The organism is Oceanibaculum sp. (assembly GCF_022449305.1).
Classification (GTDB): Bacteria; Pseudomonadota; Alphaproteobacteria; order Oceanibaculales; family Oceanibaculaceae; genus Oceanibaculum; species Oceanibaculum indicum.
Genome location: NZ_JAKUSO010000070.1, coordinates 1 through 16072, shown reverse-complemented (window position 1 = coordinate 16072; position 16072 = coordinate 1). Strand labels below are relative to the sequence as shown.

14 protein-coding genes are annotated in these 16072 nt (G+C 66.0%); 5 read left to right on the top strand and 9 right to left on the bottom strand.

The window, feature by feature from the left end; all coding sequences use genetic code 11:
• Positions 1–44: 44 nt before the first annotated feature.
• On the bottom strand, positions 45–299 hold the full coding sequence (locus MK313_RS15865) for a hypothetical protein (protein WP_287782839.1): 255 nt from the start codon (positions 297–299) through the stop codon (positions 45–47).
• Positions 300–713: a helix-turn-helix domain-containing protein gene (locus tag MK313_RS15860; RefSeq protein WP_287782837.1), complete on the bottom strand. Its 414-nt coding sequence runs from the start codon at positions 711–713 to the stop codon at positions 300–302.
• Positions 714–1030: 317 nt separating this feature from the next.
• Between MK313_RS15860 and MK313_RS15855 the strand changes: the two genes are divergently transcribed.
• The 5 genes from MK313_RS15855 to MK313_RS15835 are packed head-to-tail and all read left to right on the top strand — an operon-like array spanning position 1031 to position 9879.
• On the top strand, positions 1031–2101 hold the full coding sequence (locus MK313_RS15855; protein WP_287782835.1) for an efflux RND transporter periplasmic adaptor subunit: 1071 nt from the start codon (positions 1031–1033) through the stop codon (positions 2099–2101).
• Entirely contained in the window at positions 2091–2297 is a 207-nt protein-coding gene (locus MK313_RS15850) for a hypothetical protein (RefSeq protein ID WP_287782834.1), read from the top strand. The genes MK313_RS15855 and MK313_RS15850 overlap by 11 nt, the downstream gene beginning before the upstream one ends.
• 6 nt (positions 2298–2303) lie before the next feature.
• Complete coding sequence (locus MK313_RS15845) at positions 2304–5390, top strand: multidrug efflux RND transporter permease subunit (protein WP_287782832.1); 3087 nt, start codon at positions 2304–2306, stop codon at positions 5388–5390.
• Complete coding sequence (locus MK313_RS15840) at positions 5387–8476, top strand: efflux RND transporter permease subunit (protein ID WP_287782830.1); 3090 nt, start codon at positions 5387–5389, stop codon at positions 8474–8476. The genes MK313_RS15845 and MK313_RS15840 overlap by 4 nt, the downstream gene beginning before the upstream one ends.
• Entirely contained in the window at positions 8473–9879 is a 1407-nt protein-coding gene (locus MK313_RS15835) for an efflux transporter outer membrane subunit (protein ID WP_287782829.1), read from the top strand. The genes MK313_RS15840 and MK313_RS15835 overlap by 4 nt, the downstream gene beginning before the upstream one ends.
• Here the strand turns inward: MK313_RS15835 and MK313_RS15830 are convergent.
• The 7 genes from MK313_RS15830 to MK313_RS15800 all read right to left on the bottom strand — a co-directional run.
• On the bottom strand, positions 9848–10591 hold the full coding sequence (locus MK313_RS15830) for an IclR family transcriptional regulator (RefSeq protein ID WP_287782827.1): 744 nt from the start codon (positions 10589–10591) through the stop codon (positions 9848–9850). The genes MK313_RS15835 and MK313_RS15830 overlap by 32 nt on opposite strands.
• A gap of 10 nt (positions 10592–10601) precedes the next feature.
• Positions 10602–11468 (bottom strand): HpcH/HpaI aldolase/citrate lyase family protein, encoded by an 867-nt coding sequence (locus MK313_RS15825; RefSeq protein WP_287782826.1) that lies wholly within the window; start codon positions 11466–11468, stop codon positions 10602–10604.
• 14 nt (positions 11469–11482) lie between these two features.
• Positions 11483–11938, bottom strand: a complete 456-nt coding sequence (locus MK313_RS15820) for a MaoC family dehydratase (protein ID WP_287782825.1) — start codon at positions 11936–11938, stop codon at positions 11483–11485.
• Positions 11939–11956: 18 nt separating this feature from the next.
• On the bottom strand, positions 11957–13138 hold the full coding sequence (locus tag MK313_RS15815) for a CaiB/BaiF CoA transferase family protein (RefSeq protein ID WP_287782823.1): 1182 nt from the start codon (positions 13136–13138) through the stop codon (positions 11957–11959).
• Positions 13131–14402: an acetyl-CoA hydrolase/transferase family protein gene (locus MK313_RS15810; RefSeq protein WP_287782821.1), complete on the bottom strand. Its 1272-nt coding sequence runs from the start codon at positions 14400–14402 to the stop codon at positions 13131–13133. The genes MK313_RS15815 and MK313_RS15810 overlap by 8 nt, the downstream gene beginning before the upstream one ends.
• Positions 14403–14407: 5 nt before the next feature.
• Positions 14408–15574 carry an acyl-CoA dehydrogenase family protein gene (locus MK313_RS15805; RefSeq protein ID WP_287782819.1) on the bottom strand — a complete coding sequence of 389 codons (1167 nt, stop codon included), beginning with the start codon at positions 15572–15574 and terminating at the stop codon, positions 14408–14410.
• A partial coding sequence (locus tag MK313_RS15800) for a CoA transferase (RefSeq protein ID WP_287782817.1) occupies positions 15574–16072 on the bottom strand: 499 nt, incomplete at its 5' end. The genes MK313_RS15805 and MK313_RS15800, both read right to left, overlap by 1 nt.

Below are 16072 nucleotides of genomic sequence, written 5' to 3'. Positions count from 1 at the left end.
GAAAGGCTGGTGGCCCGCACGGGCAATCGGCGCTGTCAGCTGGCTCATTCCTGAACCACCCTGTTATCGTTTGGCCTGTTACCGTTAGGCAGTGTGCTACCCCCCGGATTCCACCAGTCAGGCCGTTCGCCTGGCCCGGTGGACGGCCCGGAGGGGTGGTGTGTCATCATCAGCACCCGCGCCGGTCCGTCCTCGGCGGTGGCGGTAGGAGGAATGTCGGAGCGCAGAAGAAAGGCATCGCCAGTCACCAGGACGGTGCTGTTTTCGCCCACGATGAAACGCACCTGGCCTTCCAGCACCTAACAGATTTCCTCGCCCGGATGCGAAAACCGGGTATCGGCGACGGGGCCGGCGGGCAGGTCCAGCAGGATTGCCTCGATACTGCGCCCGGCGCCGCCGCCGGAAACCGGAGTCCAGCGATAGCCGTTACCGGAAATGCCCGAAGGAGCCGACACGGCAGAACGGAAAACCGTGAAGCCCTTATCCTCGGCGGGTGGCGGGCCAATCAGATCGTGAAGCGTGCCGCCCAGCGCCTCGGCAATGCGGATGAGGTTGCCGACCGAAGTCTGCGCCTGTCCGCGCTCGACGCGCGACAGGAAGGATAGGGACATGCCCGTATGTCCCGCCAGTTCCGCAAGGGTCATCTGACGCGCGGCCCGGCGTTCCCGGATGGAAATGCCGATCTGGCGCAAACTGTTATCGATGAGGTTCATTTGCACATAGAGTTAATTAAGTTGCCTCACATGCAAGCATCACCCTCCTTCCGGTGCAACAAGTTTTGTTTACTGTGCAAATACGACGACAACGCCGGTAACCGCGACGGAAATGCCTGTGTCGCGCGTTTTCTCCCATAGGACGAGCGACCAAAGGCAGGGGTTTCCCGCACTGTTCCCATCATCTAATAATCATTCGCGCCTGCGCCGAGAGCCCTTTCCCAAGCTGGTTTCCCAACCGACTTCCATGGGGGCTGGTACGGCTCGGAGAGCTGGCGCCGGCGCGGCCCGCACCTATCTCTTCCGCATGGGTATTCATGACTGAGCCAGAGCTTCCATCCTCCGCCGACCGGCCTGCCTCGGAGCGTCCTGTTTCGGGTCGTCCATCCTCTGGCCGACGGGTCAGCGCGATCCTGTTTCTGGTGACGCTAGCGATTGCGGGCGCGCTTGCCTGGCATTACCTGTTGCGCACCCCGGAAGTTCCACAGCCCGGCCCCATGACGCGTGGCGGGGGAGCCAATCCATGGGCGGCACCGGTGCCGGTCCGGGTGGTTCCGGCGACCGTCGAGGATCTGGCAGTCGAGGTAAAGGCCATCGGCACGGTGGCGCCAATGAACACTGTGGTGGTCCGCAGCCGGGTGGACGGGCTGCTGCACAGCGTCCTGTTTCAGGAAGGGGAGCGGGTCGAGGCCGGCGAGGTGCTGGCGGAGATCGACCCGGAGCCCTTCCGCGTCGCGCTCGCCCAGGCGGAAGGCACGTTGCAGCAGAACCTCGCCCAGTTGAAGAACGCGGAAAGCGACCTCGCCATCTACAAGCGGCTGTTCCAGCAGGATTCCATCGCCCGCCAGCAGCTCGACGCGCAGGAGGCGCTGGTGAACCAGCTGCGCGGAACGCTGATGACCAACCGCGCCCAGGTGGATAACGCCAAGCTGCAGCTTTCCTATACGAAGATCACCGCGCCGATCGGCGGACGCCTTGGCCTGCGCCGGATCGATGCTGGCAATCTGATCGCCAGCGGCGATACCGAAGGCCTTGTCACCATCACCCAGACCCAGCCGATTGCCGTGCAGTTCACCGTACCCGAGGTGCAGCTCGCCGATGTCCGTGCCGCACACCGGGCGGGCCGGCTGCTGGCGGTGGAGGCCTGGGACCGCAGCGAGCGCAAGATGCTGGCCGAAGGCGTGCTGACCACGCTGGACAACCAGATCGACATTGCCACCGGCACGCTGCGGCTGAAGGCACAGTTCGAGAATGAAGACGATGCGCTGTTTCCCAACCAGTTCGTGAATGTGCGGCTGCGGGTCCGCACGCTGGAGGGGGCGGTCACCATTCCGGCCGATGCCGTGCAGTATGGCGCGCAAGGGCACATACGTTTATATGATCATTGACGGCAAGGCGACGGTGCGGCCGGTCAGCCTCGGCCCCACCAGCGGCGGGCGGATTGCCGTTACGGAGGGTCTGGCGAAAGACGACGAGGTGGTGCTGGAAGGGCTGGACCGGCTGCGCGAGGGCAGGGAGGTCACCATCGTCAAGGAGGGCGGCTCTCAGAACATCCCCGCACAGCGGCCGAATCGCGGCGGCTGACGCCTCATGAGCATCTCGCGCCCCTTCATCCTGCGGCCGGTTGCCACCTCGCTCCTGATGCTGGCGCTGCTGCTGTCGGGCATCCTGACCTGGCGCCTGCTGCCGGTGGCGGCGCTGCCGCAGGTGGATTACCCGATCATCCAGGTCTTCACCTTCTATCCCGGCGCCAGCCCGGACGTGACGTCGCGCACCATCACCGCGCCGTTGGAACGCCGCCTCGGCCAGATTCCGGGCCTGAAGCAGATGTCTTCCAGCAGTTCCGGCGGGGCGTCGGTCATCACCCTGCAATTCGCACTGACGGTCGATCTGGGCGTCGCCGAGCAGGAGGTACAGTCGGCGCTCAGCACCGCCAGCAGCCTGCTGCCGAACGATCTGCCGGTGCCCCCGGTCTATCGCAAGGTCAACCCGGCGGATGCGCCGATCCTGACACTGGCCATCACCTCGTCCGAACTGCCGCTACCGACGGTGTATGACCTGGTCGATACCCGCATGGCGCAGAAGCTGGCGCAGGTTTCCGGCGTTGGCCTTGTCAGCCTGGCCGGCGGGCAGCGGCCGGCAATCCGCGTGAAGGTGAATCCCGGCGCGCTCGCCACCGCCGGCCTGACGGTGGAGGATGTGCGCAGCGCCATCGCCAGCGCCAATGCGAACCAGGCCAAGGGAAGCTTCGACGGGCCGTTCCGCTCCACCCTGCTGGATGCCAACGACCAGATCCGCACGGTGGACGGCTACCGTCAGCTGATCCTGACCTGGCAGGATGGCGCGGCCTTGCGGCTGGGCGATGTGGCCACGGTCGAGAATGGCGCGGAGGACCGCTTCCTGGCGGCCTGGTCCGGCGAGGTGCCGGCGATCCTGCTGAACATCCAGCGTCAGCCCGGCGCCAATGTGATCGACGTTGCCGACCGGGTGCGTACATTGCTGCCGCAGCTCTCATCCAGCCTGCCGGCATCGGTCACGGTCTCGGTCCTGACCGACCGCACGCAGAGCATCCGCGCCTCGGTGCGTGACGTGCAGATCGAACTGCTGTTCGCCATCGCCCTGGTGGTCGCCGTCACCTTCGCCTTTCTGGGCAATGCCCGCGCGACGATCATCCCCAGCGTGGTGGTGCCGCTGTCGTTGGTCGGCACCTTCGGGGTGATCTATCTGGCCGGCTTTTCGATCAACAATCTGACACTGATGGCGCTGACCATCGCCACCGGCTTCGTCGTCGATGACGCCATCGTCATGCTGGAGAATATCGCCCGCCACCGGGAGAAGGGGCTGCCGCCGCTGCAGGCTGCGCTGAAGGGCGCGTCGGAAATCAGCTTCACCCTGGTGTCGCTGACGCTGTCTCTGGTCGCGGTGCTGATCCCGCTGCTGTTCATGGGCGATGTGGTGGGGCGGCTATTCCATGAGTTCGCCGTCACGCTGGCTATTGCCATCCTGATCTCGCTAGCCGTCTCGCTGACGCTGACGCCGATGATGAGTGCCCGCATGCTGCCGGCCCTGCATGCGAATGAGACCGGCAAGCCCGGCTTCATGGACCGGCTGATCGCGCGTTACGGGATCTGGCTGGACTGGGTGCTGCTGCACCGGACGCTGACCATGGCGGTGATGCTGGCGACGCTGGCGCTGACCGGCATCCTCTATCTCGCCGTACCCAAGGGCTTCTTCCCGGTGCAGGACAGCGGCGTCATCCAGGTGGTGACCGAAGCCCCGCAATCGATCTCCTTCCAGGCGATGGCCGAACGCCAGCAGGCGTTGGCAACGCGCATCCTGAAGGACCCGGATATCGCCAACCTGTCCTCCTTCATCGGGGTGGATGGCAGCAACGCCACGCTGAACAGCGGCCGCATGCTGGTGAACCTGAAACCGCATGGGGAACGCGGCGCGTCGGCGACCGAGATCATCGCCCGGCTGCGCGGGGAGGTTAGCGATATCGTCGGCATCACTGCCTGGTTCCAGCCGGTTCAGGAGCTGACCATCGAGGACCGCGTCAGCCGCACGCAGTTCCAGTTCACCCTGAGCCACCCCGACCGCGAGGTGCTGGCACGCTGGGTGACGCCGTTGATGGAGGCGCTTCAGGCGCAGCCGGAGCTGGCCGACGTCGCCAATGACCTGATGAATGGCGGACTGCAGGCCTATGTCGAGATCGACCGTGACGCGGCGGCGCGCCTCGGCATCGACACCACGCAGATCGTCAGCGTGCTGCAGAGCGCCTTCGGGCAGCGGCAGATCGCCACCATGTTCACCCAGGCCAACCAGTACCGGGTCATCCTGGAGGTCGATCCGGCACAGGCGCAGGGGCCGGAAGCACTGCAGGACGTGTTCATCCAGACGCCTGACGGCCAGCCCGTGCCGCTGCTGACCGTGGCACGGGTCAGCCAGCGCCAGACACCGCTGCTGATCAGCCATCAGGCGCAGTTTCCGGCGGTCACCATCTCCTTCAACCTGGCCGAGGGCGTGTCTCTTGGCGCCGCGGTCGAGGCCATCGAGGCGGTGGAACAGGAAATCGGCCTGCCGGTCGAGGTGGAGCGCCGTTTCCAGGGGGCCGCCGAGGCCTTCCGCGCCTCGCTGTCCAACACGCTGTGGCTGATCCTGGCGGCGGTGGTGACGATGTATATCGTCCTTGGCGTGCTGTATGAGAGCACCATCCATCCAGTCACCATCCTGTCCACCCTGCCATCCGCCACGGTCGGCGCGCTGGCGGCGCTGCTGATCACCGGGCGGCCGCTGGACCTGATCGCGGTCATCGGCATCGTGCTGCTGATCGGCCTGGTGAAGAAGAACGGCATCATGATGGTCGATTTCGCGCTGGAGGCGCAGCGCCATCAGGGACTCAGCCCGCGCGATGCGATCCACCGCGCTGCGCTGCTGCGCTTCCGCCCGATCCTGATGACCACGCTGGCCGCGCTGTTCGGCGCGCTGCCGCTGATGCTGGCCAGCGGTAGCGGGGCGGAGCTGCGCCAGCCGCTGGGCATCGTCATGGTGGGCGGGCTGCTGGTCAGCCAGCTGCTGACCCTGTTCACCACGCCGGTGGTCTATCTGTTCTTCGACCGGCTGACCTGGCGCCGCAGGAAAGCCGGTGAAGCGGCAGCAGGAAGCGGTGCTGTATGAACATCGCCCAGCCCTTCATCCGCCGCCCGGTCGGCACCAGCCTGATGGCGCTGGCGCTGCTGCTGGTCGGTATCCTGGCCTGGCGGCTGCTGCCGGTCTCGCCACTACCGCAGGTGGATTTCCCATCGATCGTCGTCAATGCCAGCCTTCCCGGCTCCAGCCCGGAGAGCATGGCCGCTACCGTTGCGACACCGCTGGAACGCGCGCTGGGCAGCATCGATGGTATCACCGCGCTGACCTCCTCCAGCGCGCAGGGCACCACCCGGATCAACCTTCAGTTCGAGCTGGGCCGCGATATCCACGACGCTGCCCGTGACGTGCAGGCGGCGATCAACACGGTGCGCAACCAGCTGCCCAGCGGCATGCCGGGCCTGCCGACCTACCGCAAGATCAACCCGTCGCAGGCGCCGATCATGGCGCTGGCGGTCAGCTCGCCCAACCTGTCGCAGGGGCAGATCTACGATGTCGCCTCGACCATCCTGGCGCAGAAGATCGCGCAGATTTCCGGTGTCGGCGAGGTCAGCCTGGGCGGCGCCTCGCTGCCCGCCGTCCGGGTGCAGCTGAACCCCGGCATGCTGGCACATTACGGCATCGCCCTGGACGAGGTGCGCACGGCGATTGCCCAGACCAACCCGACGCGGCCGCTGGGGCTGGTGGAGGAGGGGGAGCGCCGCTGGCAGATCACCATCAGCGAGCCACTGCGCCAGGCGGCCGATTATGCGCCGCTGATCATCCGCTGGCAGGATGGCGCCGCGGTACGGTTGCAGGATGTGGCAAGCGTCACCGATTCGGTCGAGAACCGCTACCGCAGCGGTTTCCACAATGACCAGACCGCCGTCATCATGACGGTGAGCCGGCAGAGCGGCGCCAACATCGTCGAGACCATCGACGCCATCAACGAGAGGCTGCCGGAACTGCGCGCGCTGCTGCCGGCGGATGCCTCGCTGACCGTCGTCATGGACCGCTCGCCGGGCATCCGGGCGACGCTGAAGGAAGCACAGCTGACGCTGCTGCTGTCCTCGGCGCTGGTGGTGCTGGTGGTGTTCCTGTTCCTCGGCAGCGTGCGCACCGCGCTGATCCCCAGCATCGCCATCCCGGTGTCGCTGATCGGCGCCTGCGCCATCATCTACCTCTATGGCTTCTCGCTGAACAATCTGTCGCTGATGGCGCTGATCGTGGCGGCCGGGCTGGTGGTCGACGACGCCATCGTCGTGCTGGAGAACATCCAGCGTCATATCGAGGGCGGCCTGTCGCCCTACCGCGCCGCCCTGCGTGGCGCGCAGGAAGTGAACTTCACGCTGCTGGCGATGAATTTCTCGCTTGTCCTTGTTTTTCTTTCAATTTTGTTCATGGGCGGACTGATCCAGCGGCTGTTCCGCGAATTTTCCATCACGCTGGTGGCGGCTGTGCTGATCTCCCTGCTGCTGTCGGTAACGCTGACGCCGGCCATGTGCGCCCATCTGCTGCGCCGCCGGGTGGAGCGGCAGGCCGGCTGGCTCGCGCGCGCGACCGGCAGGCTGTTCGCCGATGTGCGCTCGCTCTATGCCGACAGCCTGGCCTGGACGCTGCGCCATGGCGTCGTCGTGCTGCTGATGCTGGGGGCGGTGATCGGTCTCAACGTGTATCTCTACATCAGCATACCCAAAGGGCTGCTGCCGCAGCAGAGCACCTCGCAGATTCGCGGCTTCGTGCGCGGCGATGATGGGTTTTCCTTCCAGGTCATGCAGCCGAAGATCGAGGCCTACCGGCGCCTGCTGCTGGCCGACCCGGCAGTCAGCGATGTCGCCGGTACCAGCGGCGATAATGGCGGCGTCAGCAATGCCTCTCTGACCGTGCAGTTAAAGCCGCTGGCCGAACGCGGCGGCCTCAGCGCGCAGCAGGTCATCAACCGCATCCGCCGCAATGTGCCGCCGGTTCCGGGCGGCATCCTGATCCTGTTCGCCGATCAGGACATCAGGCTGGGCTTTTCCTTCAACCAGAGCGATTCCGAGCTGGTACTGATGGCCGACGATATCGCGCTGCTGCAACGCTGGGCGCGGCGGGCCTCGGAAGCCATGCAGTCGATGCCGGAACTGGTCGATGTCTCGGCTGAGGGCGACAAGGGCACGCAGCAGGTCATCCTCGACATCGACCGGGAAGCGGCGCGCCGCCTTGGCATCAACATGCAGACCATCACCGGCATCCTGGGCAATTCCTTCTCGCAGCGGCAGGTCGCCACGCTCTATGACGACCAGAACCAGTACCGCGTGGTGATGGAGCTGATGCCGGGCTACACCGCGCGCCCGACGGTGCTGGATCAGCTGCAGGCGATCACCGCCGATGGCGCGCGCGTGCCGCTCTCCAGCTTCAGCAGCTATCACTACGGGCTGGCGGATGACCGTATCTATCACGATTCGCAGTTTGCCGCGGCCAGCATCGGCTATTCGCTCGCCCCCGGCGTCACCACGCAGCAGGCGCAGGAGGCCATCGACCGCATGCTGGCGGAAATCCTGTTGCCGACAGAGGTGCAGGCCCGCACCGGCGGCCGGTCACGCGGCTTTCAGGAAAGCGTGCAGGCCCAGCCGCTGCTTATTGCCGGCGTTCTGCTGGCCGTCTATCTGCTGCTGGGTGTGCTGTATGAAAGCACGCTGCACCCGCTGACCATCCTGTCCACCCTGCCATCGGCCGGTATCGGCGCGCTACTCGCCTTGCGGGGCAGCAACATGGAATTCACCCTGATCGCCCTGCTGGGGCTGTTCCTGCTGATCGGCATCGTCATGAAGAACGCCATCCTGATGGTGGATTTCGCGCTGGAACGGCAGCGCCGCGATGGTGACAGCCCGTTTGAGGCCATCCACCATGCCGCCTTGTTGCGGCTGCGCCCGATCCTGATGACCAACCTGGCCGGCCTGCTGGGCGCGGTGCCGCTGGCCGCCGGACTGGGAGAGGGGGCGGAGATGCGCCAGCCGCTTGGCATCGCCATCATTGGCGGGCTGGCGGTCAGCCAGCTGCTGACCCTCTACACGACCCCCGTGGTCTATCTCTATTTCGAGCGGCTGCGGCAATGGAGCCTGCGCCGCTTCGCCCGCACCGGATTTGCCTCATGACGCAACACGCCGCTTTCCCCGCCTTCTTGCTCGGTGCCGTGCTGCTGGCAGGCTGCACGGTCGGGCCGGATTACAGCCGCCCCGAGGTGCCGATTTCGGCCACCTACAAGCATGAAGCAGGGTGGCGCAGCCTTTCCACAGCGGAGCCGCCGCCGGTGGGCGCATGGTGGGTGCTCTATGACGATCCGGAACTCGACGGGCTGATGCGCGCGACCGCCGACTCGAACCTGTCGGTCGCGCAGGCCGAGGCCCGTTTCCGGCAGGCGCTGGCGCAGTTGCGGGTTTCCCGTGCCGGCGCACTGCCGCAGGTGCAGGGCAATGCCAGCATACAGCGCAGCGGGCGGGAAAATAATGGCAGCGGTTCCAGCCTTTCCAGCAGCAGCGATGGCACCGCCTATCTGCTTGGTGTGACCGCCAGCTGGGTGCCGGATCTGTGGGGGAAGGTACGCCGGCAGCTGGAGGCTGACCGCGCCAGCATCGCCAGCAGCGCCGCCGATCTGGACGCCATGCGGCTCAGCATGCAATCGACCGTGGCTCAGGCCTATCTGCGTATCCGCGCCATCGACCTTTATCTCGGCCTGCTGGAACTGACGCGGGAGGCCTATACACGCTCACTGGAGCTGACCCGCAACCAGTACAGCGCCGGGCTTGCGGCGCGGGCCGATGTCATCCAGTCGGAAGTACAGTTGCAATCGCTGATGACACAGGAGACCGATCTTCTGCAACAACGCCTGCTGGAAGAGAACGCCATTGCCGTTCTGCTCGGTCGCCCGCCGGCCGGATTTTCCGTCGCCCGCACCGATGCGCTGCCGCCACCGCCCGCCATCCCGGCGCAGATGCCGTCCGCGCTGCTGGTCCGGCGTCCCGACGTGATTGCCGCCGAACGGCAGGTCGCCGTGGCCAATGCCAATATCGGCGTCGCCGAGGGTGCCTGGTTCCCCGACCTGACCCTGAGCGCGCAGGGCGCCCTGCAGGAGGGCCGCTTCATCGACCTGTTCAGCGCCCCGCAGCTTATCTGGTCGGTCGGCCCCTCACTGGCGGCAACCCTGTTCGACAGCGGCCGGCGCAGCGCGCTGGTCGAGCAGAGCCGTGCGCAATATGACGAACGGGTGGCCGCCTACCGACAGACCTTCCTCACCGGCATCCAGGAAGTCGAGGATGCGCTGGCAACGCTGCAGATGCTGGAGGCCAAGGCCGGCCAGCAGGCGCGGCTGGTCGAACTGGCGGAGGAAAATGAGCGGGTCGTTACCAACCGCTATCGCGCCGGGCTGGTGACCTTCCTGGAAGTCTCGGTGGCGCAGAACCAGACCTACACCAGTCGCCGCACGGCGCTGGAAATCAAGGCCGAGCAGCTCGCCGCCTCGATCCGCCTCATCGTTGCGCTGGGCGGAGGGTGGCGCTAGCCACAGCCTTGCGCAGAATCTCGGCAATCTCCGCCATGCGGTCCTGCATGCGGAACATCGGCCCGGCGATGACCACGGACAGCCGCCGCTCGCCCAGCGGCAACGGAACGGCGACGCCGGCAAGGTCCGCGCTGTATTCGGCATGGCTGCTGTGCCAGCCGCGCGCGGCTTCTTCCGCCATCCTTGCCTCGACATCCTCCGCCGTCAGCGGCGTGGTTTCGCTGTAGCGCTGGAAATCGATGCGGCGATAGAGTGCGAGCCGCTCCTTCTTCGGATATTGCGTCAGCAAGGCCCGGCCGGAGGAGGTGGCGTGGATCGGCAACCGGTGGCCGGCCTGTGCGAAATAACGGATGGAGGCCGGCGATTCGACCACATCCAGAAACACCGTCTGGGTACCGGCGGGCGCCACGATAGCCGCCGTCTCCCCGGTTTCCGCCGACAGACGCTCGATCAGCGGGTGGGCGAAATCCGGCAGCGGTTCCGCCGCGGCAATTTCCTGTGCCAGCGCCATCCAGCGCGGGCTGGGGTAATAGCCGGCGCGTGGACGCGGCTCGTACAGGAAACCGCGCTCCGCCAGCGTCGTCAGGATGTTGAAGGTGGAAGACCGCGGCCAGCCGAACGCCGCCGACACCTCCGCCAGGGTCGCGGGCTGCCCACGCCTGGCGAAAAACTCCAGCAGATCGAGGACGTTGGCGGCCTGTCTTACAATCATGCGCGAACCGTCAGGCGGCGCCGGCGAGGCTGAGGATACGTTCGGCACTGACCAGATGCGGCTTGTCGATCATCTTGCCGTCGATCTTGATGACGCCCAGCGCGCCATCCTGTTTGAAGGCGGCAACCACCTTGCGCGCCCATTCGATTTCCTCGGGCTTCGGCGTGAAGGCCTCGTTCACCGCGTCGATATGCTTGGGATGGATGACCGCCTTGGCGAGGAAGCCGTCGCGCCGCGCCTCGGCGCATTCCTTCGCCAGCCCCTCCAGATTGTCGATGTCGGTATAGACCGTATCGACCGGCACCAGATCGGCGCCGGCGGCACCGGCAAGGCAAAGGTTCCGCGCCATGCGGTAGGGCTCGGTGAAGCCCTGCGCGTCGCGGTTAGCGGTGGAGCCCAGTGTCGCCGCCAGATCCTCCGCACCCCACATCAGCCCCCAGAGCCGCGCAGTCGCGCCCTTGTAGCTGCCGAGACCGAAGATCGAGGCCGCCGTCTCCGTGCCGATCGGCAGCAGCCTGATCGTGCCCAGCGGAATGCCGGCAGCGCTCTCGAACGCATCGAGATAGAGCGAGACACGGTTCGCATCCTCGCCATTCTGGCATTTCGGCAGCATGATGCCGTCCGGCCGGCCCGGCACCACGGCGGCGAGATCGCCCAGCGTCAGGCCGGTATCCAGCGCGTTCACCCGGACGAACAACTTCTTGCCGTTGCGGTCGCTCTCCAGCGAGGCACGCACGGTCTGGCGCGCGCCTTCCTTCTGGTCGGCAGCGACCGAATCCTCCAGATCGAGGATCAGCGCATCGGCAGCCGAGGTCAGGGCGCGCTGGAACTTGCGCTCGCTGTCACCGGGCACGAAAAGCAGGGACCGAATCTTCATTTCCAATCTTCTCCTCAGGCGGCGGGCTTGCGCCGCATCATCGCGGTGCGGCGGCAGACCGCCACGGTTTCGTCCTTCTGGTTGGTCGCCCAATGCTCGAACTCGACCAGCCCGACCTCGGGCCGGGACTTGCTGTCGCGCAGCGAGACGACCTTCGTATGGGCCTTCAACGTATCGCCATGGAAGACCGGCTTGGGAAAGCGCACATCCGTCATGCCCAGATTGGCGACGGTGGTGCCCAGCGTGGTGTCATATACCGTCATGCCGACCAGGATGCCCAGCGTGTACATGCTGTTGAACAGCCGCTCGCCCCATTCCGTCTGGGCAGCGAAATGCGCGTCCAGATGCAGCGGCTGCGGGTTCATGGTCAGCAGGCTGAACATGGTGTTGTCCATCTCGGTCACGGTGCGCGACAGCGGATGATGGAATTCCTGTCCGACGGAGAATTCCTCGAAATAAAGCCCGGCCATTATCTGTTTTCCTCTTCTCTAGCGGGTTTGTTCGTCAGGGCTGCCGACTGCGCCGCTGGCGAACAGCGCGTCGATGCGCGCGGCGTCGATGTTCCAGTCCGCCAGCACGGCGCGGCTGTCGGCGCCGGCGGCAACTGGTGCTGCGGGCAGGGGCGGTGCCGTGCGGCTGAAGCGCGGGGCAGGGGCCGGCTGGGCGATGCCGCCAATGACGGGGAAGGCCTCGCGCGCCTTGTTGTGGGGATGCTCCGGTGCCTCATCGAGTTCCAGCACCGGGGCGAAACAGGAATCCGTGCCTTCCAGCAACGCACACCAGTCGGCACGGCTCTTCTCCCTGAACCGTTCCGCCAGCATCTGCTTCGCCGCCGGCCAGGTTGCGCTGTCATCGACATCCGGGAAGCTTTCGGGGTCGAAGCCGATGCGCTGCAGCAGTTCTCGGCGGAACTTGGCCTCGATGGGTGCCACGGCGACATATTTCCCGTCGGCGCATTCATAGACCTCATAATGCGGCGCGCCGGAATCCAGCAGGTTGCGGCCACGCGGCGCGTCATGCATGCCGGCGGCGCGCAGCCCGAAGAACATGGTCCCCAACAGCGCCGCGCCATCGACCATCGCGGCATCGACGACCTGTCCCTGGCCGGAGCGCTGCGCTTCGAGCAGCGCGCAGACGAGGCCGAATGCCAGCAGCATGCCGCCGCCGCCGAAATCCCCGACCAGATTGAGTGGCGGCGTCGGCGGTGCGCCATCGCGCCCGATACCGGCCAGCATGCCGGCCAGCGCGATATAATTCATGTCATGGCCGGCACTGTGCGCCAGCGGCCCCTCCTGCCCCCAGCCGGTCAGCCGGCCATAGACCAGCTTCGCATTGCGGGCGAGACAGGTATCCGGCCCCAGCCCCAGCCGCTCCATCGTGCCGGGTCGGAACCCCTCGATCAGCGCATCGGCCTTCCCGACGAGGTCCAGCGACAGGGCCACGCCTTCCGGGTTCTTCAGGTCGATGGCGACGGAGCGCCGGCCGCGATTCATCAACTCGAACCGGGCCGGTTTCGGAATGCCGAGGCCGCTCGGTTCCAGCCGGTCGAGGCGCACCACCTCCGCCCCCATATCGGCCAGCAGCATGGCGCAGAACGGGGCCGGGCCAATGCCGGCGAATTCGAGAATGCGCAGCCCGGCGAGCGGGCCCTTGCGGTCGGTTTCAGTCATATGTCCCCCGCTGTTGATCGTACAGGGCGCGGGACAGCGCCTCGCGGAATTGCGGTGCGGCGATTGCGATCAACCGCTTTGCCCGCTCATCCAGCGTACAGCCGCGCAGGCCGGCCACGCCATATTCCGTGACGATGGCGTCCACATCGCTACGCGGCGTGGTGACGCTGGATACGCTGGCGACAATACGGCTGAGCGTCCCGCCCTTCGCCGTGGCGGGCAGGGCGATGATGGCGCGTCCACCCTCGGCGGCGTTGGCGCCGCGCACGAAATCGACCTGGCCGCCGACCGCCCCGACATAGCGCCCGTTCGCCATTTCCGCGTTCACCTGTCCGGTCAGATCGACCTCAATGGCGGAATTGACAGCGACGAAGCCGCGCTGCCGCGCCAGCACATCCTGCCCATGGGTATGGGTGGCGGGCCGCAGGGAGAAATCCCTGTTGTCATGCACAAAGTCGCGCAACCGCTTCGTTCCCAGTAGTACGCCGGCAACACTGCGCCCAGCATCCAGGCTCTTGCGGGCGTTGGTGACGGCCCCGCATTCCACCAGATCGACCAGCCGGTCGCCCATGCTGCCGGAATGGATGCCGAGGTCGCGATGGCCGGACAGCGCGGCCATCACCGCCTCCGGAAGGCTGCCGACGCCGAATTGCAGCGTCGTACCATCGGGGATCATCTCCACGACATGACGGGCAATGGTCCTGGAGGTTTCGTCGATGGGCGGCTGCGGAATATCCAGCGGCGGATAATCGGCTTCCACCAGCACATCCGGAACGATGTCCGAAGGCAGTTCGGCGTCGTGGGTCCAGGGTGCCGCCGGATTCACCTCGGCGATCACGGTACGCGCATGGCGCGCTGCCAGTACCGCATAATCGTTCGAGAAACCAAGCCCGTAACGGCCACTCTTCGGATCGACCGACAATTGCAGCAGCACCACATCGGCCTTCAGCGTGCCCTCCGCATAGGCGCGGTTCAGCGCGCTGTAATGCAGCGGCAGCACGTCCAGCCGGCCCGCCTTCGCCAGCTGTCCTGCTACACCGACCGCGCCATAGGCGGAGACCGCGATGCCCTCCGCAGTGTCCGGCGCGAAACAGTCGGAGTAGCAGGCGCCGAGAAAGACCGAGAAGGGGCCGATCTCCGCTTTCTGCGCGACCAGCGCCCGGGTCAGGGTCAGCGGCTCCGCCGACGCCTGCCCGAAGATCACCCGGTCGCCTGCCCGGACTTGGGCGGCGATATCGAAATTGTCGGCAGAAACCGGCTTCATCGCGCTCAATAGGATTTGGGGAGGCCCAGCACACGCTCAGCGATGAAGCTGAGCACCAGCTGCGGGCTGACCGGCGCGATGCGCGGGATCATCACTTCGCGCAGATAGCGCTCCACATGATATTCCTTGGCATAGCCCATGCCGCCATGGGTCATGATGGCCTGCTGGCAGGCATTGAACCCGGCCTCGCCGGCCAGATACTTGGCGGCATTCGCGGCAGCGCCGCAGGGCAGGCCCTTGTCATATTCCCAGGCCGCCTTCAGCACCATCATCCAGGCCGATTCCAGCTCCATCCAGTTTGCCGCCAGCGGGTGCTGGATCGCCTGGTTCTGGCCGATGGGGCGGTTGAAGACGATGCGTTCCTTTGCGTATTGCGTGGCCCGCTGCAGCGCCAGCATGCCCAGCCCGATGGCTTCGGCGGCGATCAGCACGCGCTCCGGATTCATGCCATGCAGGATATATTCGAAGCCGCGACCTTCCTCGCCGATGCGGTCTTCGACCGGAATCTCGAAATCGTCGATGAACAGCGCGTTCGAATCGACGGCATGGCGGCCCATCTTCTCGATCTCGCGCACCTCGACCCGGCTGCGGTCGAGATCGGTATAGAACAGGCTGAGGCCGTGGGTCGGCTTCTTCACCTCCTCCAGCGGGGTGGTGCGCGCCAGCAGCAGGATCTTGTGGGCCTCCTGCGCAGTGGAAATCCAAACCTTGTTGCCATTCACCACATAGCGGTCGCCCTTGCGCTCGGCGCGGGTCTTCAGCTGTGTGGTGTTCAGGCCGGTGTTCGGCTCGGTGACAGCAAAGCAGCACTTCTCCTTGCCCTGAAGCATCGGCGTGAGCATGCGGTGCTTCTGCTCCTCGGTGCCGAAGACCAGCACGGGGTTGAGGCCGAACACATTGATATGGACGGCTGACGCGCCGCTCATGCCGGCGCCCGATTCCGCGATGGCGCGCATCATCACCGTGGCCTCACTGACGCCGAGGCCGGAGCCGCCATATTCCTCCGGGATACAGATGCCGAGCCAGCCGTCGCGTGCCATGGCATCGTAGAACTCGGTCGGGAAGTCGCCGCTCTTGTCCTTCTCGCGCCAGTAATCGTCATTGAATCCGGCGCAGATGCGGGTGATCGCCTCGCGGACCATTTCCTGATCGGGGGTAAGGGCGAAATCCATCAGCGTGTCTCCATCTTTTCCGGTTCGGGGGCGGCGAGTGCGGCGCCGTCGGCCAGCATGCTGTCGATATCCGCATCGCTGAGGCCGGCCTCGCGCAGGATGGCGCGGGTCTGCTCGCCAAGGCGGGGGGCGGGAATCTTGGGGTCCGGCTGGGTCGCGGTCCAGCGGCTGGGCACGCGCAGGGTGCGGATGGCGCCCTCGCTCGGGTGTTCGACCGGCCGGAAGAAACCGCAGGCCGCCAGATGCGGGTCTTCCAGCAGGCTTTCCAGCGTGTGCAGCGGCATCACCGGGATATCCGCCTCGTCCAGCAGCTTTTTCCATTCCGCCGTGGTGCGGGTGGCGAAGATGGCCGCCGCCTCCTCATAGATCGCGTCGATATGGCGGATGCGGCTGCCATGATTGGCGTAGCGCGGGTCACTGGCCTTCTCCGGCTGGCCGATGGCGGCGAAGAAATTGCGCCAGTGCTTGTCGTTGTAGATCAGCGCGCAGATGTGCCCG

Coding starts and splice junctions, on each gene's coding strand:
- MK313_RS15840 (WP_287782830.1), top strand. CDS start 5,387: ATGAACATCGCCCAGCCCTTCATCCGCCGCCCGGTCGGCACCAGCCTG.
- MK313_RS15830 (WP_287782827.1), bottom strand. CDS start 10,591: ATGATTGTAAGACAGGCCGCCAACGTCCTCGATCTGCTGGAGTTTTTC.
- MK313_RS15845 (WP_287782832.1), top strand. CDS start 2,304: ATGAGCATCTCGCGCCCCTTCATCCTGCGGCCGGTTGCCACCTCGCTC.
- MK313_RS15820 (WP_287782825.1), bottom strand. CDS start 11,938: ATGGCCGGGCTTTATTTCGAGGAATTCTCCGTCGGACAGGAATTCCAT.
- MK313_RS15805 (WP_287782819.1), bottom strand. CDS start 15,574: ATGGATTTCGCCCTTACCCCCGATCAGGAAATGGTCCGCGAGGCGATC.
- MK313_RS15825 (WP_287782826.1), bottom strand. CDS start 11,468: ATGAAGATTCGGTCCCTGCTTTTCGTGCCCGGTGACAGCGAGCGCAAG.
- MK313_RS15815 (WP_287782823.1), bottom strand. CDS start 13,138: ATGACTGAAACCGACCGCAAGGGCCCGCTCGCCGGGCTGCGCATTCTC.
- MK313_RS15810 (WP_287782821.1), bottom strand. CDS start 14,402: ATGAAGCCGGTTTCTGCCGACAATTTCGATATCGCCGCCCAAGTCCGG.
- MK313_RS15855 (WP_287782835.1), top strand. CDS start 1,031: ATGACTGAGCCAGAGCTTCCATCCTCCGCCGACCGGCCTGCCTCGGAG.
- MK313_RS15860 (WP_287782837.1), bottom strand. CDS start 713: ATGAACCTCATCGATAACAGTTTGCGCCAGATCGGCATTTCCATCCGG.
- MK313_RS15850 (WP_287782834.1), top strand. CDS start 2,091: ATGATCATTGACGGCAAGGCGACGGTGCGGCCGGTCAGCCTCGGCCCC.
- MK313_RS15835 (WP_287782829.1), top strand. CDS start 8,473: ATGACGCAACACGCCGCTTTCCCCGCCTTCTTGCTCGGTGCCGTGCTG.